Below are 19703 nucleotides of genomic sequence, written 5' to 3'. Positions count from 1 at the left end.
CACGAAGACCTAGCCCAGCTTGCGAGGCGCGCGGTATTATAGGTTTTTTATGCATGGACGCACCGTATCCACGAAGCGCAGAAGGCACCGTATTCAATAAGCGTCTGAGAGAATTTGTCCGCTATGCAGTTTTTGACGGAAGCCAGCTTTCGCGACGAGCTGCGCCGCAGCAGTCTGCAGCGCGCGATGGCCTGGCGCACCCCGGCAATCATCTTCCTGGTCACAGCGATCCTCGCAGTCGTCCTGAAGCCTTTGCTCGATGGCGAAGTCTCGTCGGGATTGATCTTTGTACTCGGCATCACGCTGGTCGGTGCGAACTCGGGCCTTACCCCGGCGCTGATAGCTTCGGTACTGGCCGCAGCCATTTTCAACTTCTTCCTCGCCGACCCGGTGCTGACATTCCGGATGTCGACCGGCGAAGACCTCGCACCGCCGGTGATTTTTACCGCGTGCGCGGTGGTCTCCGGGCTTCTGGCCGGCAGGCTCAAGGACAAGACATTCCAGCTGGGCCGGACCAATCTCCAGCTCGAGAGTCTGCTTGAAACCAGTCGCATGCTCCAGGCCGCACCCGACGTCGCCGCAGTTGAAGCAGCACTTGCCGCAACCGTGCCGGGGAGGCTGGGGTTCAGGCTTTCGCTATACGGCATCAAGGACGGATCGACCGAGGCGCTCCCCGCTTCGGATCGGCGTCCCGAGGCCCTAGCGCTCGCCCGGCAGGCAATCGAAGGTGACGGCATCGTGCGCAATGGCGAGAGTATTGCGTTTCGACTGGATGGAAGCCGCTCCTGCGTAGGGGCCCTCGTCGTCGAGAACGTGAGCGGCGCGCGGGTCGATCAGGCCTTTCTGGAAGCACTTGCCAGTCTGGTAGGATTGGCACTCGAACGTGCCCGGTTTGCCTCGCTCATTGCGGAGGCGGAGGCGAATGTGCGCACCGAGGAACTCAAATCGGCGCTGCTCTCTTCGGTCAGTCACGATCTGCGTACCCCGCTCACCGCAATTAGCGCTTCGGCGTCGAGTCTGATCGAATTCGGCAGCCGATTTGATAACGAAACCTCGCAGACTCTGCTCCAGGGGATCGTCGATGAATGCGAGCGTCTCAATCGGTTCACCGCGAACTTGCTGGAACTGAGCCGTCTTCAGGCTGGCGGCCCGAGCATTGCTGGACAAGTCCTGTCGGTGAACGACGTGATACGTTCGGTCGTCCAGAGGCTGCGGACGCGCTTCGCTGGGCGGGAAATCTCCGTCACTTCGACCGATCCAGAGATCCTAGTCACGGCGGATACAGCCCTGTTCGAACTGGCGCTGACCAATGTCATCCAGAATGCTCTCATCTACAGCGAGCCGGCAAAGCCTATCCTTGTGCAGAGCAGTGGCGATCGCAACCGCTGTGTTCTGACGATTACCGACCAAGGTTGCGGCGTTCCGGAAACCGAGCAGGCCCGCGTGTTTGAAAGGTTCTATCGGGTCAAGCGTAGCGAGACCTCTCCCCAGGGCAGTGGACTTGGGCTTGCGATCGCCAAGGGATTTGTCGAAGCCTTTGACGGGACTATCGATTTGACCTCGCCGGTCATCGGCGGGAAAGGAACAACTGTGACGATCACGCTGCCAATCGTCAGCGAGGCGAAGGCATGATGCAGGGGCATGTGCTGCTGGTCGATGACGAACCGGCCCTGATTACTGTACTGCAACCAGCGCTCAAGGCTGCCGGCTACACCGTCACCGTCGCGACCGATGGTAACGGAGCGATCAGCGGCGTGATCGCGAAGGATCCCGACGTGGTCCTGCTTGATCTTGGTCTGCCCGACATGGACGGCAAGGACGTCATCCGCGTTATTCGCGAATCCAGTCAGGTTCCGATCATCGTCATCTCGGCACGGCACCAGGAAGCCGAAAAGATTGCGGCTCTCGACGAAGGCGCGGACGACTACGTCAACAAGCCTTTCGAGATCGGCGAATTGATGGCCCGCATGCGCGTGGCCGTGCGCCGTTCGCTGGCGCAGCCAGCAAATGCAGCCGTATTTGAAGGTGGTCCACTGCGGATCGACTTCGCCAAACGCGAGGTCGAACTGATGGGCGAGCCGATCAAGCTCTCGCCCAAGGAATATATGCTGCTCCACGCCCTTGCCCGCAACGCCGGGCAGGTCGTCACGCACAAACGGCTGCTGACGGCCGGATGGGGCAATACAACCTCGGATTTGCAGTACCTGCGGGTATATATGGGCCTCCTGCGCCAGAAGCTTGAGGAGAACCCATCCGAGCCCGAGCTCATCGTAACCGAGCCGGGGGTAGGCTATCGATTGCTGGTGCGCGATCCGGTCTGATCAGTACTGCTGCAGAGTTGCAACGGCGTCGGCCAGCAACCTGTCACGGTTTCGGGAAAGCTCCCCCCGGCCCGAGACAAACACGACAACGACGTAGCGTTGTCCGGTTCGCGCGCGGACAAGTGCGATTCCTCCTGCCGAAGCGACGGGTCCGATCAAGGGCGAGGTGCCCGTCAGCCGCAAGGTCTGCCAGCCCGCCGCATCCTCAATCCCTTGATGCGGCGCAAACTGCTGCAAGAGGAGCGCTGTGGTCTCTTCGTTGAGCACCTTGCCTGCAAACAGCTCCCCCAAGGCAAACGCGATGCCATCCGGGGTGGCGCCATCAGGAGGAGTGCCTCGCGCAGCCTTGGCTGGGCCAGGTCGCGCCAGATCCCGGTTCGAAGGACCGAAAGCCACTTCGCCAAATTCGCGGCGCTCCAGCCATGCGGCCATTCCTGCAGGTCCTGTCAGGCCGGCAAGGATTTCATCCTGCGCCACGCGGTCATCTTCAGCGACTGCCTTTCGAAGCAGGGATCGGACCTGTTCACTCTGCGCCGAACGGTGTGAACCGCTGGCAAGAAGCGGCACCCGTTGATCAAGCGATATATCGCCATGATCGACGGCTTCGAGCAGCGCAGCACCCAACCAGATGCGCCGCAGACTACCCTGCGGGAACGTTGTGGCGCCGCGGACGCCTGCGACCCATTGTTCGTCGATCGCTCTCACCAGGACAGCAGCCTTGCCCGGCGACGTAGCGGTGAGTTGTTCCAGTCGCGACTGCAGGCCTTGCGGGGGTTCCGCGCTTTCTGCGGGAGCCGATGTGCCCAACGGTCGATCAGCGATTGCCTCTTGAACCGGGACAATTTTGGCCGTGCTGCCGAATACCGAGTGGGCAACGATAGCGAGCGCGATCCCGATCAGCATGATCAACCAGATCAGAGCCGGCTTGCCACCGGCAGGTTCCTGGGATTGCTTCTTCCAGAACATGGTCAATGAGCGGTATAATTCGACATTGCCCCCTATTCGGCCCGTTTGCGCGCAAGGGTTACTATGACCTTTTTAGGTGCCAGTCCGATTCCCACCCGGTAGATCACGCATCAAATCCGATCTTCAACTGAGGAGGGTGACTGAAATGAAGGTAATCTCGAAGAGCATGCTGGTCGCGGGCGTTGTCGCCCTGGGCTTGAGCCTCACGGCCTGCAAGAAGAACACCGATGCGCAGCCTCAGGCAGACGATGCCAGCGAAGCTGCAGAAATGGCCCCCGATGCTTCGGACAGTGCCGCCGCGATGGTTGCGCCTGTTGCGTCGCCCAAGGCCGAAGAGGGTGCCAAAAAGGGCAAGTGACGCAAGGTTGACCAACCGAAGGTCAACTCTCCCATGAGATTTGGCCTTCGTTTTGGCGCAGCAGTCCTGCGCGCAGGCAGATGATCCAATCCCTGCCTGGAAACGACCCATGTTTGACGCGCGGCATGGCGGTGCATCTAAACCTGATGGCAGGCCGTCTACATGAGGAAATGGTTCAAGCGGATTTCTCCCGAGCGTGAAGCTCTGCTCGCCAACCGCTGGCTTAGGCCTGTTGCGCACCGATTGACGCATCCCGTCATCTGGCACTTCAACCGCCGCAACGTAGCTCGCGGTATCGCCTTGGGGCTTTTCGTGGGATTTGTCCTGCCGATCGGGCAGATTGTCGTCGCGGCCCTTCTCGCTGCTTCTGCGCGCGGGAACCTCCTCGTTGCAGCGCTGGCGACGTTGGTCACAAATCCGTTCACCTTCCCCCCGATCTACTATGCCGCGTTTCGCGTAGGCAACCTTCTGCTTGGCTCATCTGGCGGGACCGGCGCCATACCTGTAGCGGCGAGCGACGCGCCGACGTCGATGCTCGGCTTGGTGATGGGGGCCTCGCTGCCCACAATCGCCGGTCTCCTCCTGTTTGCGACCGTCTCGGCCACTGTCGGCTTTGGCGTGGTTCACCTCACATGGCGGCTGTCGCTGGCGCGCCAATGGCGGTCTCGCCTCCTCCTCAGGGAAGCTGATTGCCAATCTCCAAACGAAACATAACCAAGCCACCGACATTGTCGCGTGATCTCTATTATGACCTTTTTAGGTGCCACTGTCGCCGAGCTGCGGTAACCAATACATGCTCAAGGAGGAAATCCTCCAGGGCTCGTTGCCACCCTGCCAAAGCAACGATCACCTCAATTCGATGGTCGGCCTCAGTCCCCCCGGATCCCCTTCAGCGAGTGGCGGCCGACCATCGAACTTTGGTCTGGAAGGATTACACCCCGGGAGAATTGACCATGCGCATCATTCCCATTCTCGCCATGTCGATAACCATTGCCGCCCCATCGGCCATTGCTCAGACAGCATTGCCGAGCGCAGATCAGGCGGCAGCATTTCGTGCAGCCGGATACACCCGAGCTGGCGGGCAATGGCGCAAATGCGACGACCCCGGCACGGCTGGCTATACGGCAGGGTCCGTGGAGCAGGTGAAGGATCTCAACGGCGACGGCCTCCCGGAGGCGGTCATCACCGAGGGCAGCACATTCTGCTTTGGTATGACAGGCACCGGGTTCGAATTGGTCAGCAAGCAAGCCAATGGCAGTTGGAGGCTGATGGCGTCCCGCACAGGCATGGCGACGTTTCTTGCAACCAAGGGCGTTGGTGGCTGGCCTGATATAGAAATTGGTGGACCAGGCTTCTGCTTCCCGGTGGAGCGTTGGAATGGGCGAGCGTACGCATTTCATCGTCGCCAGTACGAGGGGCGGCCTTGCCGCCGCTAAGGGCAAAAGGCCGAGATGCTGTAGCGAATCTTGAGACTCGAAAAAGCCAAGCATGGAATCTGATAGAGCCCTTCCAATAAGGGAGGACATCCTCCTTTGTTGGGATCTTGGTTGCGTGACTGGAACCTAACCGAGATGAGTCAGAGATTTACGCGCGAAGAATTCTACGAACTGGTTTGGTCGAAGCCGATGACGCACTTAGCCAAGGACTTCAGACTGTCAGACGTTGCGCTTCACAAGATCTGCAGGAAGCATGATATCCCCAACCCGCCCCTCGGCTGGTGGGCCAAGCATGCCGCCGGCCACAAAGTGAAGCAAATCCCGCTTCCGAAGGCCAAAGCTGGGGTGGCCCTCACAGTCGTCATAGCGAGTGGTGAGGTCCGGCAAGAACCTGACAACTTGGCGTCGGCACGAGAACAAGCACGCGTAAAGGCGTCCGAACTCGATCTGTCGGGAGAGGTGCTCTCGCACCCCTTGGTGAAAAAGAGCTTCGACAAGCTGCGAAAGGCAAAGCCCGGGAACACCGGCCTCGTCACCCTTTCGTCGGACGGATATGTCCATCTCGAAATGGCTCCGGCTTCAATCGACCGGGCAGAGTTGTGTCTCCTCCAGATCGTAGCTGCCGCCAGGTCCCAAGGATTTGAGCTTTCCGCACAGGCAAGCAAGGCGACTTTCACCAACGGCTCCGTGGCTATCCCGTTCGCCATCAAGGAAGCCTACAAACGCATCAAGCATGTTCTGACACCTGAGGAGATCGCCGAAGACGAGCGTCGCCAACGACGGCGATCGCGGGATTGGAGCCGCAGCGATTGGACGCCTCACAGCTTTAGTTTTGGACGACCGGAATGGGACTATGTGCCCACCGGTCAGCTGGCCTTCGAGTTTGATATTCATCTAAGGTATGCGTCGCAGGTTCGCAGAGCATTCAAGGATGCCAAGCTCCAACGACTTGAGAATCTGGCGCCAGACATTGCTGTAGGGCTCGCCGTCCTGGCAGCAGCCAAGGTCGAGGATGACAAAAAGGCCGAGGTAGCTCGTCTTCGGGAAGAGGAAGCCAAACAACGGCGTATCGAAGCCAAGCGGCTGGCCTACATAGACGACCGCCGAAGCAAGGTTCTCGAGGATGTGCTCGCTCGCCTTGAACACAGGGATCGCTTGAGGAACTTTGTCGAAAGGCTGGAGGAAGAACTTGCGGACGATCAGGGCATCAGGGTTTCCGAGTTCGTGGCCTGGACCAGAAAGAAGCTTGCTTCTGCGGATCGCAGTTTGAGCGCAGTCGGTTTGGACGAACTGTTTCGGGAGCAAAACGTGTTCGGTAGCGACGATGATCGCGGATTCTACCCGAACTCATACTGGTGAACTGTGCTGCGATTAGATCACTGAGATCGATCAGTGCCGGCTCGGCGGCGTGGTTGTCGGGAAAGCCAGGTTGCGAGCAAGACCCTCAATTTCCTCGCGCCATGCCAGCTTTTCCAACCATGATGGCCGAATGGACGAGGATCCATAAAGGGCTCCAGCTAACTGGCCTGTGATAGCAGCAGTGGTGTCGGCATCGTCACCCAAGTTTGCCGCCAAAAGCACGGCCTCATCGAAGTTGTCCGTGTTATCCAGGCACCAGAGGGCCGCCTCGAGACTATGCGCCACGAAGCCGCTGCTCGAAATCTGATCGCGCTGCTTCCCGCGCCAGCTGCCGGCGATAATTGGCCCGATCTCGGGTCCATAGTCTCCGCGAGCGTGGGTCAGTGCCCCATAGAAATCAGCACCGAGAATCGCCGCTCGCAGTATGAGTGAGTAAGCATCGCAGGCTTCCAGACAGGCTTCGGCCGCATGGGTAGTCATGCTCTGCCGACGGGCTACTCTGGTCATTACCAAAGGATCCGCGCGGGTCCCCCAGATTGCGACGGGCGCCAGTCTCATGAGCGAACCATTCCCGGCTGAAAAAGGATCAGCTGAGCCGGAGATAGGATCGCCGGTCTGTTCAAACCGAGACAGCGCTTGGCGGGTGGTTATCCCGATGTCGAAACAGTCACCGGTTGGGCTGTACGATCCATTCCTCCACCATTCTACGAAACGCTTTTGCGCCTCCGCTGGCTCGAAGATCGAGCCCTTGGCTGCACTCGCGAGTAGTGCCTCGCCGAGCGCCAATGCCATCGAAGTGTCATCGGTCCACGTGCCCGCATCCAGGCCGAACGGCCCTCCCCCGATCATGTCCGTAATGTGGTCGTAGGAATCACGGGTTCTGAACTCGAGAGTCGTCCCCAAGGCGTCTCCAACTGCCAATCCAAGCAGGCATCCGCGAGCGCGATCGTAGATGTTCCAAATCGAGTGTAGGTGGTCCTCTTGGGGCACAGTCTCGATTGCGCCGCGACGGACTTCGCGCACTCGCGCAATTGCGCTTTTCGAGTCGGCTTCTCCAAGCTCAATGAGGAGTCTCGCCGCTACGGTTCCCGCGCGGCCGAGCCCACCCTTGCAATGAATGAAAACGCTCTGTCCACTGGTGAGCAAGCCGCGGACGCGAGCCCCAGCCGAAAGCCATCCTTGTTCAAACTCCTCGCCGGGAGCCGTCACATCAGGAATTGGCAGATGGATCCACTCCATCCTCCTGGCAGCCACCTCCGAGCCCAGATTCGATACGCCTAGCGTACTGATCTCATGGTCTTCGATGAGTGAGATGACCGCAGCCGCCCCCCACTCAGACACCGCGTCGAGGTCCACAGCCAGGTCACGCCGCCAGTCAAATCCACCGACGGATCTACTCTGCTTGCCTGGGCAAAAGGACACCCCAATGCGGCCATTGCGAGCTGACAGCGTCGCAATTTGGATCGGGTCGGTAAAGCTCGTGCGGATGTTTCTGTTCATTGCGGCTGGGTACATCCTCATTACGACAAAATCGGTCGCACACACTCCTCATTGTCGATCTTGCATCGCCCGCACATCTCAACCACCGGTGCAGAAATGGGGCATTCCCGATGGAAATCGTGTGAAAGAGTTCGTTCGTCCCACTTATGGCTCAAACTTGCGGCGCAATGCCTCAGCATGGGCCCTAACTCCGGATGACACTGCTGTCGTATCGAAGCGTTTCAGCCAGTCCGACCAACTAACCGCCGCAAAACGAACACGTGCGCCACGCACTGCGGCAGAGAAGACTTCGATTTCCGCGCGGTGCGCCGAACACGCAGATGCAGCCACTCGTGATGGCTCGGCGTAGAGGTACACCAGGACCGGCGATCGGTTGATCCGCCCAGCTTCGGTAACCAGCCCGAAAGCGTGCTTCACAAGCTGTGCCGCATCAAGAAAGCAATAAGCGGACGGATCGCTTCTCAAGGCGTCGCGCATGGTCAGCCAGGGCTCCATCGATTCGCCCCAAACATCGCGATCATAGGCTTCGGCCAGGACGGCCTGCTTTCTATCACGAAATGGCTCGAACCGTTTGGACTCAATGCCAATGAGGTGGGTCTCGGTAACAACCGCGGCATCGAGCCATGGGTGACGACCGCCAGACCAGGGAAAACGCATCTGACGTTCGATCTCGACCGATACAGCGGGCCAATCGATGTCGTCGAGGCCCGGGAAAGCCGGAAGCAAAGCGGGTCGTTCAATAAACCAACCGAAACCGTTCGCCGCCAAAGCTGCGCTGCTTTCTGGATTTGCAAATTTGCCCGAGGCCAATTCGTTGCCCCCAGCTCGATCTAATTCTTGGCGGACGAGATGCTCTGGGACGCCAGGGAGGAAAAGTTCGCTCATCATCTCCTCCTATTTTCCGTACCCGTCAAAAGTGGTCGCAACTGCCTTGGCTGTTTGGCCTTTGCAAAGAATTGAACCGGAGAGCCTAGATCGGGGAAATTTCCGGGTGAACGCCCCATCCTGGCTCCTCACCGAGTTGTATGGCCAATTGGCGCATGCGATCATCAACAACCACCTGGAACTTCCCAACCACGGCCTGGTTTTCGCACGCCAGATACTCGTAATGGGCGCCTATCAGGGTGCCACAATGGGCGCAGCCATTGCTCAGATAGCGGGAATTCGCTTCTTGGCTGTGACGGCGCATGATCCGGCCAGGTGAAATGTGCTGTGGCATCACCTGCAGCGCGCGCGCTATCAGATCAGGACAACGGTCGAGTTCCGGGATGGTGGCGGAGAGCTTGTGCGGGCCAACTTTGATGTCGAGCCCGGTGATGATCGGCGTTTCCGCACCACACCTGTAGCAGTCTATGATCCCACAGCGCACGGCAACTACCGCTGGTGCCCCCAACGGTAGCCCGAAGCGATACTGCCGGTTCAGAACGGCTGAAACGAACGGTGCCAGCGGCAGAACCTGCTCGCCCGTTCCAGTTGGTACGTACACTTCAAAGCCATCGGCAAGCGTCCCGCAGATCCGAACGGCAGGAATGTCTTTGGATGCCGCAAAACGCTGCTGCCGGAATACCCAAAGCCCCCGGATCCCAGACGAGGCATAACGGGCCTGACGGCGCACTGTCTCATCATCGCTTTGCTTTGACCATTGGACTTCAATGGCGATGCGAGCCGCGCCCTTGCTTAACAGGACATCGGCGCGCCAGACTTCGCCCTCCGGGCTTAGGCCACCCACTTCCGCATCAGCCAGCCAACCGTTGGCTCTTCCCACTTCTACGATAACGCGCTTCACCTGCCTGTGCTCTTCCGTTTCGGGCGCGCTGTCGCAAGTGCCGCGAACTCTGTGCACGAAATGCTGCGTCCCCAACTTGGAGCGCCTGAGGATCACGTCAGCCTGACAGCAGGGTGCTCGCAGATGCCCTTCCCGCTTGTTCCTCAACGCCAGATTGTCCCATTCCATGGGATCAAATTCGAACGCGTGCAGGCTCTGTCCAGTCAGCGCATCTATGCATCGTAGTGCCACGACTGCTTACCTGTACTCGATCATCTGCAGTTCTTTGGCTGTGAGCTGTGCCGACAAGGCACCGATGGCTGCGGCCAGATCACAGTCAAACAGCTCCTTAGAAACGATAGCCGTCCCATTCCGTATCCAGGCCCTTTCAGCGCGAAAGTCGGAAAGCGATTGATGAACGGCAATCTCCTTCACCCCTGCATGATCTGCCCAAACCGTCGCGCAAATCTGCCAGTCCCATGCTCCGCCGTATCCGTCGAGATTCGCGATGTAGATTCGATTATCCGGATCGTCGCTGGAGAAGCCAACCTTGATCAGGCCCAAGCTCGATGACCGGGCGAGATAAAGGTAGCCTGACAATTCACTTCGACGCGCGAAGGCGATCGAAGCGGGAAAACACTGGATGCAGTTTCCGTATCGATTGCGCAAAGCGTGGCCATTATGACACGGGGTGACACCGTAGGCGACGAACTTCCCCTCCGCCTTCATTCTGGGTCGATATTCAGCTCGCTTGAGGCCCGAGGCATCGAACGCTTCTTCAGGTTCAATCCCGTGGTGCTTCAAGTAGCGCAAATGCGCCTTGGTGAGGCGAGCCAACTGCGGTGCTCCCTTTTCAAATCCCTGCCGCGCACGGCAAGTTCAAGCTCGCGCAGGGGTGAACCGGGACTGTCATGCGGGCTTTGCTTGTTTGGCCTTCGCCTGGCTCGCCTTTCCAGAGGGAACGACGCGAATCTGCAAATGACCGGTTTCAGTTCTGCGTGATTCGAAGCCCCCTGCTCTTTCGACCAAGTCGCTCAGCTTGCCGTGACCATAGGTTCGGGGATCAAAGTCGGAGGCGAGCGCTGCAAGGCGTTGCCCCGCCCGCCCAAGAGGTACCCAGCCCCCTTCATCATCGAGCTGTGAGATGGCAGTTCGGATCAAAGGTGCCGCAGCAGTGGGCGATTTCTTTACGCTAGCCGGACGGGCATCCTGTCGACCTGGCTCATCTGACGTTGGCGCCTCTGGCAGCAGGTTCTCAGTGTAGATGAAGCGGCGACACGCTTGGCGGAAGCTCTCGGGTGTTTTCTGCTCTCCGAAGCCGTAGACATCTATGCCCTGCTCACGGATACGCGAGGCCAGACCGGTAAAATCACTATCGGAAGAGACAAGGCAAAACCCGTCAAAACGACCGGTATGCAAAAGGTCCATCGCGTCGATGACCAACGCAATATCCGAGGCATTCTTGCCGCTGGTATATGCAAAGTTCTGGTGCGCCTTGATCGCATGTGTGGCAAGAACGTCGGCCCAGGATTTAAGCCGAGTGCCGGAGAAATCACCGTAAATGCGGCGGACACTTGCCTCACCGATCTTTGCAATCTCTTCAAAGAGGCGCGGTGCGATCCGGGAGGATGCATTGTCTGCGTCAATCAAGACAGCAAGACGTGGGGTGCGAGGTTCATTGGCCATTTTGCACTATTGCCCTGATAGCCATTAACTAGCCGATAAAGCCTGCAAGGCGGCTGCTTACAACGGCCTGATCTTGAGGGCTCCTGAGCAGGCGCTTGGCCCTATCGTGCGCGAATTCATCCACATTGAGAACGACTAAACTGTAGCCATGCCTCGGCAGCAAATCGGCGCGGCGCTCATCATATCGTCGGCGCTGTTCACCCCGAGGACAGCCGGAAATCGTTGGCTTATCATCGAAGAATTCGACACGTTCGCGGTGTTGGCGCTCATGATATTCCACGACGAGGCCAAGCGCCGGATAAAAGCCATCGACAGGCAATGGCTTCCGGTAACCGCGCCGATCTGGATCTCCGGTCAAAAACGGAAAGCAATGCTGCCGGACGGCTTTCAGCCCGAGAACTGCGTCGCAGAGATCAAGCACGTAATGCTCGTCACGAACTGCGGCCGGGACAACGCCTTTTACGGCCTTTGAAGTCGATCGGAGCTTGAAGCGCTTTCCGCTCAACTGGGCCATGACCCTTTCCATGTCTTGGTGCTGATCGCTCCCTCGCACGACCTCCCAACGTCCGTTGTAAGGATGCCAATCGAGACTTGCAGCTCGAAGGGCAGCTCGAAAGCGTTTCGGATCTATTCCGTTCGCAATGGCCATATCGACGGCAGTGATTAGCTGGCCTGGGATCGTCATGCCGGGTGCCCCTTCACGCAAATCCACGCACCATTGCTGCCTCGATGCCGGCCCACTCCTGCTCGTGTGATCCAGAATTGTTCGGCATGCCCGCCTTGGTCAAACAGCCCTTGGGATAGGTGTAGCTGTCGATCCGTCGCTCCGGCTCCTCGCGCCAAGCGATGTTCACGGCCCAGAACTTCGGGAAGAAATAGAGGCTCGAATAGGGCAGATGGTCGTGGATCCACCAGGCCAGCTTGCGCCAATCCCCCTCTGCCTGAAATGTATCCCAGAATGCCGGAACGACGACGCAGGCCGTGGCCCCCATCTTGCCTTGGGCATCGCGTCGATCCCAAATATGCCCGGCAAAATTGGCCTCGTTCGAAGCGCAGTTGTAGCCGCCCCTCCCTGCAGCTTGCATCTCATTGCCCAACCCGTTGACTTCGCACGAGCGAAAGGCGGATCGAATAGCGATGCGGCCGAACCGATCCTGCAACGGTTCAAGCAGTTCTTCGCAGAGCCTGCTTCCTGCCGCGATCGCCAGGTCAGGATCATCAGGCACGTTGCTTAGCCCATGAACCGCGGCGATATCAGAGAACAGGAAATCGCGCATAAAGAATGACTTTGATAGGCGAACGCGGCCAAATTCGGTCAGCGCCGCCACAGAATCAGGTTTTCTCATGAGGTCGGCCTATGGAGATCTTCCGTCAAAAGCGGTCGTAGTTGCCGCTTGCCATTTCCAGTAATCGTTTGGAGACGAGACTGGCTCCTTCCAACAACTATCGCAGTAAGTTATCAGGCTTTCGGCCGGACACCTAGCCGCGCCAATCTTTGTATAATCAGGACCAGATGTCACTAGTTCGTCTGCGCAATATCGTGAACCTCGCAGTGCCTACGCTTTTTCGCCAGATCGGCGGAGGGCGTGTCCGGTGCGAAAGCGAGGCAACGCTTCAGTTACACCTTGGTCGCATCATCTCGACTGCTGCCGATCTCGAGATCATCAGCGAACGGGAGACCTTCTCGATAGAACTGGAAAAACCGCTTCGCAGCAATGGCGGCAAGCGAGGCCGGATTGATGTCTGGTTCCGGCTCACCGACGATGAAGCCCGCGAATGGCGCTGTGCGATCGAGCTCAAATTCTTCAAACGAGAGAACCACCGCGAGCCGAACAACCGGTACGACGTTTTCAAGGACATCGCCCGCTTGGAACAGTGCGCCGACGTGGCCGATATCGGCTTTATGCTGGTAGCGACCGACCATCGCCACTACGTCGATCAAGGCGGCTATTCGAGCGATACGAGTGATTTCGATTTCCGGCACGAACGCCAGTACGGGGCGGGAACAACACTCACTTATAAGACCGGAGCGTATGGTCCGCCCATCACCCTCGCCGGGAGCTACGCATTCCGCTGGTCTGAATGCAGTTCGGCACTTCCATATATGCTGCTTGAGATTCCTCCTGTGCAGACTGGTCCCGTCTGAATGACGGGGAAATCGCCCGCCCCGTGGGTCACGGCTCGAGTTTGATCTGCAATTCCTCCAATGTGGCTATGTCGACGCCTTCGTCGACGAGACGATCAAGGTAGGCCAACAAATCATCCTGCCTCGGCTGCCCAAACGCCAGCCTGTAGAGTGTCAAACTGCGCTTCAGCCAACGCAGTCGCGTGTTTTCGCGGCTCATAGGCAGCATGGGCACGCGCCGTTCGACCTTCACCGGACCGTCATAAACCCAATAGGGCACAAGTTCCGACGAGCTCTTCGTTGCACGCCGCGCAGCGTCGAACATCGCCCTCCAAGGATCCTTCGGAGTCTTCGCAGCAATGCGGATTGTATCTGCATGTGCCTTCGCGACATTGTGCCGAACGGCATGTCCTTTGAACCGGTGAACCCGCCCTTCCCTCTGCTCAAGATCGACTGGATTCCCAGGAAGGTTCCAGTGATAGACCCGATAGCAATAGGGGTGAAAATCCAGCCCTTCCTGACCTATCGAAGTCGTGGCCAGAACGAAAGGTCGGAAAGGAGAATTGAAGGCGTCGCGGACGCTCCCCAGCCGGACCGTTCCGCCTTCATCATCTTTGTACTCAGCCAGACGCATGGCAAACCGCCCACGCATCCTGATCGGCGGATGGAAGATGACCTTGTTGTCCTCGACAACCACATCATCGACGTCGATCTGTGAGGGGCGTACCGCCAACGCGTGCGTCATGGCTTTGGCCACCCCGGCGATGCGATCACGCTCTGAGCTATCGGCCAAGCCTTCGCCCTCGACGAGATAATGCGCATACTCGTCCAGCACAGCCTGCAGGTTGTGCTGGACCCCGTGCGCCAAAGCACTGCGCCAATAATGCTCATCTCGCTCCTGTCGAAGCAAAGCGACAGCGTCGTGCTGGTTGAAGAGTGCGCGGAAGCCCCAAGCAATTGAGGCCGCAGCTTCGAGCAGATCAGGATCATCCCAGGCCAATCCTGGCGCAATACGACGCAGAGCTCGCAACGCGCAAACGGCTGGGCTTCCCAGGGCAACGTCTACCAGCAAACTCAACGTTTCGTCGTCAAGCGTCTCTACTGACCCGTCAGCCGACGTCCTCTGCAATTCTGAGATATGCTCCCGGAAGCCGTCTTCCTGGGCTGTCCATCGGTAACCGAGGTACTTAAGCCAGCCCGACGCTTTGGTACCTAGAAGTGCGTCGATCGTCGCTGGGGTGGACCATTCGGTATCCCGACCAGCTGCGTCGGCGACAGATTCTCCGGCGAACAGGTATCCAAGCTCTGTTCTAATGCGCTCCGCAATCGCTGCGCGCATTTCCTCTACTGATAACTGTGTCGGCGAGCCGGCAAACACCTCGAGAGGATCACCAACTCGGGCCAATGTTGGCGATGGATATATCAGGTGCAGAGCACGCATCGCTGCCGGGCGGCCATCAACCAGCTTGAACTGCAATGGACGACGGCGCGTAGCTTCGGAATAAGATCGGACGACAGACCCGGCACCCATGCGCCGCTCGGCTTCGTAGGATAGCAGGGCAGCAAGTGCATCGGGCACCATCTGCCATGCCGAGAAGACGAGCGCCTTCGTCGCCGGCGCACCATCCGAGACGGGTCCATAGTATGTAAGTGCCGGAGGGAGCCAAAGATGCTGGTGGAGCCCGGGGTCGAACAAGTCTGCCATCAATGCACGAAGGCGCCCGTTCGCAGGATCAATCGGTTGATAGGCTTCGACCTGTTCGCGACTGATCCCCAGCGCCTGCGCGGCGCTCAATGCGGACAGCAAGGCCGGGTCCGCGTTTGCAGCTTTGTCCTTGAGGCGATGCTTCAGCGTGTAGTCACGCATGAAATTCAGGAGGTAAGGCGCGGACTTCCAATATTCGATGATTTCGCGAGCATCTACAGCGCGCGCAACGCGCGCAAAAGCTTCCGCCTGATGGAGATCGACAGGTGCGAGGGGGACATCGATCGTCGGCTCTGCCAACATCGAATCTCGCTCAGCAGTGCTGCCTACACGCTCGGTGCGGGCCATAACGCGCTTCAGTGTGCGCTGAACCGTGTTACGCGCTCGTTTGGCATCGTTCGTACTCGTCGGCAATTGCTGGAGGAGGTTGCGGAAGCGGCGCATTTCCCGGTCGAGTTCGACCTTGATGTCAGCACCTCTGTCACGGCCATAGAGAAACTCGATCGTTTCGAGGAAGTCCTCGTAATGATCGCCATCCTCCGGCTCATCGCCCGTCAGCGTCAGCATCTTGTAAGGCGTCGCGGAGAGAAGAAGGGTACGCGCGCTGGCTGTATCGTCGGAATATTCGAACAGAGCCCGTGCTAGCTCAGCTGGCTCCCCTTCACCACGCAGCAATTCCCGAAAACGTTGGAATTCATCGAGGATGATGAGATCGGGCTTGAGCGCGCTGACACAGGCGTGCGACAGTTTACCCCTCAGCGTCCCGATCACGTCGTTGCGCTTCCATCGCTTTTCATCAGGGTAAGTGGGCTGTCGGCGCGGAAACAGCGCGATCATTTCCTCGATCGCAGATGTCAGAGCCAGATCAGCGCGAATTGCCTCCTGAAAGTTCGCAATGATCGTCGGATCGATGCCTTGAAGTGACATGCCGCTCACACAGGCATCCCACCGCCCATTTCCAGCGTCCACTTGAAGCGCGTTCCTGAGCGGCGTGAACGGGTAGCCCATGGCTTCGAGCAGGCGATGCACGAGTGCCCGTTCTTCCACGACCCCGGTCGTCGATCGAAGGTTGAACGTGGTCCCAGGCGTGAGGCTGATGAAGTTGACCTTGTTCGCGGAAAGGTCTTGCTCGCCGCGTAGCTGCAATGGGACCAGCGTCATCCGGGTGGGCAGCGCCATCGCGCGCTTTCCCAACACGTTCAGGCGATTGAGGTTTTGCGCAGCGATGGCCTGATTGGAGCAGATGTAGAGAATGTCGATCCGTTTGGATCGATCCCATAACGCTTCAATAGTCTTGGCAATGACCCCACGGGCGACCATCGTCTTGCCCAAGCCCACCTCGTCCGCGACGAGGAATTGCCGCACAGGATCTGCGCCGTGCAGACGGTCGAAGACATAGTCCACCGTGCGACGCTGAAATCGCTTGAGCTGAGCTAGGGCAGGTCCAGCGTCGAACCGCTCATCGTCCATGGCCAGCCTCCTCAAGCGCGGAGCGGAAGACCTGCCAAAGCGTACGGAATTCTTCTGGTATCGGATCGGTGCCCGCAGAGGTCGTTTCGTCGAGCCGGGTCATCAGTCGATCAACCGCGTCCAGCCGACCATCCTTGGCGCACAGGGCCCGGACCAGTTCTTCAAGCATCGGTTCGTCGTCCGCGACTGACATCGCCCAACCTGCTCCGCTACCATTTCCTGTAGCCGCTAGAGCGGCCGAAAACGGATCACCAAGGGCCGTGAGCAAGAGCCTCAGGTAGCGAAGGAATGTCTTTCGATCGTTGATCACAGACCGCATGATCGCCGCATCGCGTTCAGCCGGCAGCCCCTCAATCGGCAAACCCGTGCTAAAGAGGATCGTTCGACCAGTCGCCTGCTCGTTCAACTCGATCGCCAAAAAGCGGGTCACATCGGCCAGCGGAACAACCCCAAGATCGAGCGGCTGACCGGAAGCAAGGGAATCTTTGGCATCACGGGCGTGCCCTTCCCCACGCGTTATTGGCCAAACCCGCACTTGCTGGATTCCCGCAAGCGCAATTCCCTCTTCCGGCGGAACCAGCCATAAGCGCCAGTTCCCTGGACCTTCGGTTGCCACTGCTTCGCAGCGGATGGTGAGACCACCTCGCGCAAGGGCCCGCCGAGCAAACAGCAAAACACGTTCAGCTGCGCGCTCGGATGCTTCAGCAGCGGCCAGCTCTCCCGGGACATAGGCACGCGTCAATCGCCCGAACCCGCTTTCGCCGAGGATTGTGTCGATTGACCCGAGCTTCGATGTTTTGCCGGTGAAGGTTACGAAAAACTCGACATTGCGCCCTGAAATGAACGCCGGCGTGGTGGCGTTTCCCGAGCCCAGCGTCAGGCGAGTGTCCCAGCTGTGCTCGGCAACGATGATCTTGGCATGAAGCCCCTCGAAAGCCGTCGACTCAGCTTCCTCACCATCTTCGCGCTCAGCCATTTCGTCGAGCACGGCAACACGCCCAAAATCGTTCAACGTTTCTGCGGAGATGCACGCCAGCTGGTCAGGCCTGCTGATCAGGACTTCAGCGGATCGGCGTGCTTTGCTCGCTAAGGTCGCCAGCGCTTCGTTGTCACAAAATGGCGAGACTACGCCGATACGGGTGCATTCTTGCGGCTGCCAAGGTCGCCCTCCCAAGCCGTTGACTGCAAACTCCAGAGTTTCACACCCGTCAGGCAAAATCCACTCCCCGAAGCGCATGTCCTCCGCGAGCTCCGTTGTAAGAGCGCGCTGCTCCAGGGAGATGTTGCCGACAGCGAGACTTGGAAGCTTTGAAATCAGCGCGTGAAGCGGACGATTCTGCGCTTTCGGCTGACGCGTGCGGCGTCCGTCCAAACGAACGGCGATGTCCCAGGATCGGTCTCGCGTGAGGTTGCGCGACAACACGAGGACACGAAGAAGATCATCGCCTTCGTCGTCCAACGGCTTGAAGCGCAGAGCCCAGATCTTCGGATGGAAGCTACCCTCTTTGGGGGCTTGGACCTCGACGATAACCTTTTCGAGCAACGAACAGAGGCGAGATTGCTGGGCGTGTGCCGCATGAATCTGACCGGCCTCGGCAAAGACGGCCAAGCGCCCAGCAATCCGCTCTGCACCTTCCAGCAAAGCAATGGGGTGCTGCAGTATTTCCTCTCGATTGTCTGCGGCAAACAGAGCAAGGCTCACGGGAACCGCCAACGCCGTTTCAAAATCGAGCGAAAAGGTCGTCGCGACCCCAGCATCGAAGCGATATCCGGGTGGTGCCTGGAGGCTGTCGCCGTAGAGTAGCCGAGTCTCCGGATCGAGCGTGTTCCGGGTCAAGGTCTGAGATCCTTCAGGTAGCTGCGGGCGATGGGCCAGCGAAACTGGAACCGTTCAATACCGGAGGCTCCTTGCCAACGATCTCTGGCACTCGTGTTTGCGAACCGTGACTGGCCTTTTTTGAGCTTACGTTCACGCGAGATGATCAGGGCATTGGCTGCGTCGCGATTGCGGCCTATCCCTCCTTCCTTGCGGATTAGAGACACCCACTCGGTGACAAAACGCTTGGCTGGCTCAAGCACTTGGTGCCCTGTGTGACGCGTCTCATGCCAGAAGTCGTCCAACGACCAGGACGCTAGCGCCTTGGAATCAAACTCGTCACTCCAATTAGCAAGCGCGGTCTGGTACTTTTCGATCCAGTCCTCTTTGCGTCGCAGCTCACTCAGCAGCAGATTGTAGAGCAAAGCAGCGCCATGCATCACGCCCGAGAATACCCTGGCGTGGTCAACCAGCCTCCGTGCTTGCGCAGGGAAATCTGCCAGATGGGGGTGCAACCAAATCGCGTCCGCCGTGGCTCGATCTTGTCTGCACGCGAGATAAGTCAAAAGGCTGTTAGGATGACGTTCGATTAGGCGATCAAGCAGGAAACTCGCTTCGTCTGGCTTCAGCTCAAAGTCGACGTTTTCCGGCCACCCTGCCGGTGGATCAGGCAAGCGCTCGTGCCACAACGAGCGACCGCGCGGAGCACCTCCAAGATCATCTTCTGCGTGATCTTTCGCAGCATCCTTGGGCCAATGCGGGAGCGCCGCAAAGTAGGCCTCAATCGAACCGGGAAAGTAGCGAATGCCCCAGCTTTCCAAGCCCGACCAGTAGACGCTGCTGGGCAAGCGCTTGAGCTTGTCGCCCGCGTCCCGTCCGATGATTCCGATATCTTTCGGCGCTCCGGCGATCAAGGCTCTGACGAGTTCAATTTCCTTTTGCCTCGCCTTGGCGGCCATTTCCCGGACCCCAAGGTTCGAAGGCAATGACCTAAGCACCCATGGAATGAAGAGCATGTACCGCAGCCGCGTCTGGATCGTACTTGTCCCAGGAAAAAGATGATCGGCAATGGAATCTCTAATCGCGCCAAGCCCAAGCTCATCGCGGCTGTCCTGCTCACGAAACAGGTCCATCAACCTTTGCGCACGGTCGCGTTCCGACTCATCAAAATCGATCCAGCCGATCGCTGAATTCAT

At 58.8% G+C, this 19703-nt stretch carries 18 protein-coding genes; 7 read left to right on the top strand and 11 right to left on the bottom strand.

The genetic code is table 11. From position 1 onward, the window contains the following. The first annotated feature begins 123 nt into the window (after positions 1-123). Both ACQKOE_RS01925 and ACQKOE_RS01920 read left to right on the top strand, forming a co-directional pair. Positions 124-1632: a sensor histidine kinase gene (locus ACQKOE_RS01925; protein WP_427511308.1), complete on the top strand. Its 1509-nt coding sequence runs from the start codon at positions 124-126 to the stop codon at positions 1630-1632. Beyond that, positions 1629-2321 carry a response regulator transcription factor gene (locus tag ACQKOE_RS01920; RefSeq protein ID WP_427511307.1) on the top strand — a complete coding sequence of 231 codons (693 nt, stop codon included), beginning with the start codon at positions 1629-1631 and terminating at the stop codon, positions 2319-2321. Before ACQKOE_RS01925 ends, ACQKOE_RS01920 begins: the two co-directional genes overlap by 4 nt. On the opposite strand, the gene ACQKOE_RS01915 is transcribed toward ACQKOE_RS01920, so the two are convergent. After that, entirely contained in the window at positions 2322-3287 is a 966-nt protein-coding gene (locus tag ACQKOE_RS01915) for a serine hydrolase (RefSeq protein ID WP_427511306.1), read from the bottom strand. Positions 3288-3432: 145 nt separating this feature from the next. Here ACQKOE_RS01915 and ACQKOE_RS01910 point away from each other — a divergent pair, with 145 nt between their 5' ends. From ACQKOE_RS01910 to ACQKOE_RS01895, 4 genes are all read left to right on the top strand, one after another. Beyond that, positions 3433-3645, top strand: a complete 213-nt coding sequence (locus ACQKOE_RS01910; protein WP_427511305.1) for a hypothetical protein — start codon at positions 3433-3435, stop codon at positions 3643-3645. Positions 3646-3807: 162 nt separating this feature from the next. Next, on the top strand, positions 3808-4359 hold the full coding sequence (locus ACQKOE_RS01905; protein ID WP_427511304.1) for a DUF2062 domain-containing protein: 552 nt from the start codon (positions 3808-3810) through the stop codon (positions 4357-4359). A 239-nt stretch (positions 4360-4598) separates the two neighbouring features. After that, positions 4599-5081, top strand: coding sequence for a hypothetical protein (locus tag ACQKOE_RS01900; RefSeq protein WP_427511303.1), 483 nt, complete (start codon positions 4599-4601; stop codon positions 5079-5081). Positions 5082-5216: 135 nt separating this feature from the next. After that, the gene (locus tag ACQKOE_RS01895; protein ID WP_427511302.1) at positions 5217-6440 is read left to right on the top strand and encodes a hypothetical protein; all 1224 of its coding nucleotides are present in this window, start codon (positions 5217-5219) and stop codon (positions 6438-6440) included. Between the two features lie 30 nt (positions 6441-6470). Here the strand turns inward: ACQKOE_RS01895 and ACQKOE_RS01890 are convergent, their stop codons facing one another. From ACQKOE_RS01890 to ACQKOE_RS01860, 7 genes are all read right to left on the bottom strand, one after another. Continuing rightward, complete coding sequence (locus ACQKOE_RS01890; RefSeq protein ID WP_427511301.1) at positions 6471-7940, bottom strand: ADP-ribosylglycohydrolase family protein; 1470 nt, start codon at positions 7938-7940, stop codon at positions 6471-6473. Positions 7941-8084: 144 nt separating this feature from the next. Next, complete coding sequence (locus ACQKOE_RS01885) at positions 8085-8825, bottom strand: PGN_0703 family putative restriction endonuclease (RefSeq protein WP_427511300.1); 741 nt, start codon at positions 8823-8825, stop codon at positions 8085-8087. Positions 8826-8910: 85 nt separating this feature from the next. Next, positions 8911-9894, bottom strand: a complete 984-nt coding sequence (locus tag ACQKOE_RS01880) for a competence protein CoiA (protein ID WP_427511299.1) — start codon at positions 9892-9894, stop codon at positions 8911-8913. Positions 9895-9963: 69 nt separating this feature from the next. After that, positions 9964-10542 carry a GIY-YIG nuclease family protein gene (locus ACQKOE_RS01875; protein WP_427511298.1) on the bottom strand — a complete coding sequence of 193 codons (579 nt, stop codon included), beginning with the start codon at positions 10540-10542 and terminating at the stop codon, positions 9964-9966. Between the two features lie 72 nt (positions 10543-10614). Beyond that, entirely contained in the window at positions 10615-11391 is a 777-nt protein-coding gene (locus ACQKOE_RS01870) for an NYN domain-containing protein (protein WP_427511297.1), read from the bottom strand. Positions 11392-11419: 28 nt separating this feature from the next. Continuing rightward, positions 11420-12076 carry a hypothetical protein gene (locus ACQKOE_RS01865; RefSeq protein ID WP_427511296.1) on the bottom strand — a complete coding sequence of 219 codons (657 nt, stop codon included), beginning with the start codon at positions 12074-12076 and terminating at the stop codon, positions 11420-11422. A gap of 13 nt (positions 12077-12089) precedes the next feature. Further along, entirely contained in the window at positions 12090-12737 is a 648-nt protein-coding gene (locus ACQKOE_RS01860) for a hypothetical protein (protein WP_427511295.1), read from the bottom strand. A 167-nt stretch (positions 12738-12904) separates the two neighbouring features. On the opposite strand from ACQKOE_RS01860, the gene ACQKOE_RS01855 reads away from it, so the two are divergent. Next, positions 12905-13537 (top strand): hypothetical protein, encoded by a 633-nt coding sequence (locus tag ACQKOE_RS01855; RefSeq protein ID WP_427511294.1) that lies wholly within the window; start codon positions 12905-12907, stop codon positions 13535-13537. Between the two features lie 28 nt (positions 13538-13565). Here ACQKOE_RS01855 and ACQKOE_RS01850 read toward each other — a convergent pair whose 3' ends face one another. The 3 genes from ACQKOE_RS01850 to ACQKOE_RS01840 are packed head-to-tail and all read right to left on the bottom strand — an operon-like array spanning position 13566 to position 19703. Then, positions 13566-16691: a helicase-related protein gene (locus tag ACQKOE_RS01850; protein ID WP_427511293.1), complete on the bottom strand. Its 3126-nt coding sequence runs from the start codon at positions 16689-16691 to the stop codon at positions 13566-13568. Beyond that, positions 16681-18528: a phospholipase D family protein gene (locus ACQKOE_RS01845; RefSeq protein WP_427511292.1), complete on the bottom strand. Its 1848-nt coding sequence runs from the start codon at positions 18526-18528 to the stop codon at positions 16681-16683. Before ACQKOE_RS01845 ends, ACQKOE_RS01850 begins: the two co-directional genes overlap by 11 nt. Then, positions 18525-19703: a DUF6361 family protein gene (locus ACQKOE_RS01840; protein WP_427511291.1), complete on the bottom strand. Its 1179-nt coding sequence runs from the start codon at positions 19701-19703 to the stop codon at positions 18525-18527. The genes ACQKOE_RS01845 and ACQKOE_RS01840 overlap by 4 nt, the downstream gene beginning before the upstream one ends.

It is taken from the genome of Novosphingobium sp. NPDC080210, from assembly GCF_050281025.1.
In the GTDB taxonomy this organism is placed as follows: Bacteria; Pseudomonadota; Alphaproteobacteria; order Sphingomonadales; family Sphingomonadaceae; genus Novosphingobium.
This window is presented reverse-complemented; position numbering and strand designations above follow the sequence as displayed.

Excerpts from the sequence above, each read along its gene's own strand:
- ACQKOE_RS01925 (WP_427511308.1), top strand. The coding sequence starts at position 124 with ATGCAGTTTTTGACGGAAGCCAGCTTTCGCGACGAGCTGCGCCGCAGC.
- ACQKOE_RS01920 (WP_427511307.1), top strand. The coding sequence starts at position 1,629 with ATGATGCAGGGGCATGTGCTGCTGGTCGATGACGAACCGGCCCTGATT.
- ACQKOE_RS01915 (WP_427511306.1), bottom strand. The coding sequence starts at position 3,287 with ATGTTCTGGAAGAAGCAATCCCAGGAACCTGCCGGTGGCAAGCCGGCT.
- ACQKOE_RS01910 (WP_427511305.1), top strand. The coding sequence starts at position 3,433 with ATGAAGGTAATCTCGAAGAGCATGCTGGTCGCGGGCGTTGTCGCCCTG.
- ACQKOE_RS01905 (WP_427511304.1), top strand. The coding sequence starts at position 3,808 with ATGAGGAAATGGTTCAAGCGGATTTCTCCCGAGCGTGAAGCTCTGCTC.
- ACQKOE_RS01900 (WP_427511303.1), top strand. The coding sequence starts at position 4,599 with ATGCGCATCATTCCCATTCTCGCCATGTCGATAACCATTGCCGCCCCA.
- ACQKOE_RS01895 (WP_427511302.1), top strand. The coding sequence starts at position 5,217 with ATGAGTCAGAGATTTACGCGCGAAGAATTCTACGAACTGGTTTGGTCG.
- ACQKOE_RS01890 (WP_427511301.1), bottom strand. The coding sequence starts at position 7,940 with ATGAACAGAAACATCCGCACGAGCTTTACCGACCCGATCCAAATTGCG.
- ACQKOE_RS01885 (WP_427511300.1), bottom strand. The coding sequence starts at position 8,825 with ATGAGCGAACTTTTCCTCCCTGGCGTCCCAGAGCATCTCGTCCGCCAA.
- ACQKOE_RS01880 (WP_427511299.1), bottom strand. The coding sequence starts at position 9,894 with ATGGAATGGGACAATCTGGCGTTGAGGAACAAGCGGGAAGGGCATCTG.
- ACQKOE_RS01870 (WP_427511297.1), bottom strand. The coding sequence starts at position 11,391 with ATGGCCAATGAACCTCGCACCCCACGTCTTGCTGTCTTGATTGACGCA.
- ACQKOE_RS01865 (WP_427511296.1), bottom strand. The coding sequence starts at position 12,076 with ATGACGATCCCAGGCCAGCTAATCACTGCCGTCGATATGGCCATTGCG.
- ACQKOE_RS01860 (WP_427511295.1), bottom strand. The coding sequence starts at position 12,737 with ATGAGAAAACCTGATTCTGTGGCGGCGCTGACCGAATTTGGCCGCGTT.
- ACQKOE_RS01855 (WP_427511294.1), top strand. The coding sequence starts at position 12,905 with ATGTCACTAGTTCGTCTGCGCAATATCGTGAACCTCGCAGTGCCTACG.
- ACQKOE_RS01850 (WP_427511293.1), bottom strand. The coding sequence starts at position 16,691 with ATGGACGATGAGCGGTTCGACGCTGGACCTGCCCTAGCTCAGCTCAAG.
- ACQKOE_RS01840 (WP_427511291.1), bottom strand. The coding sequence starts at position 19,703 with ATGAATTCAGCGATCGGCTGGATCGATTTTGATGAGTCGGAACGCGAC.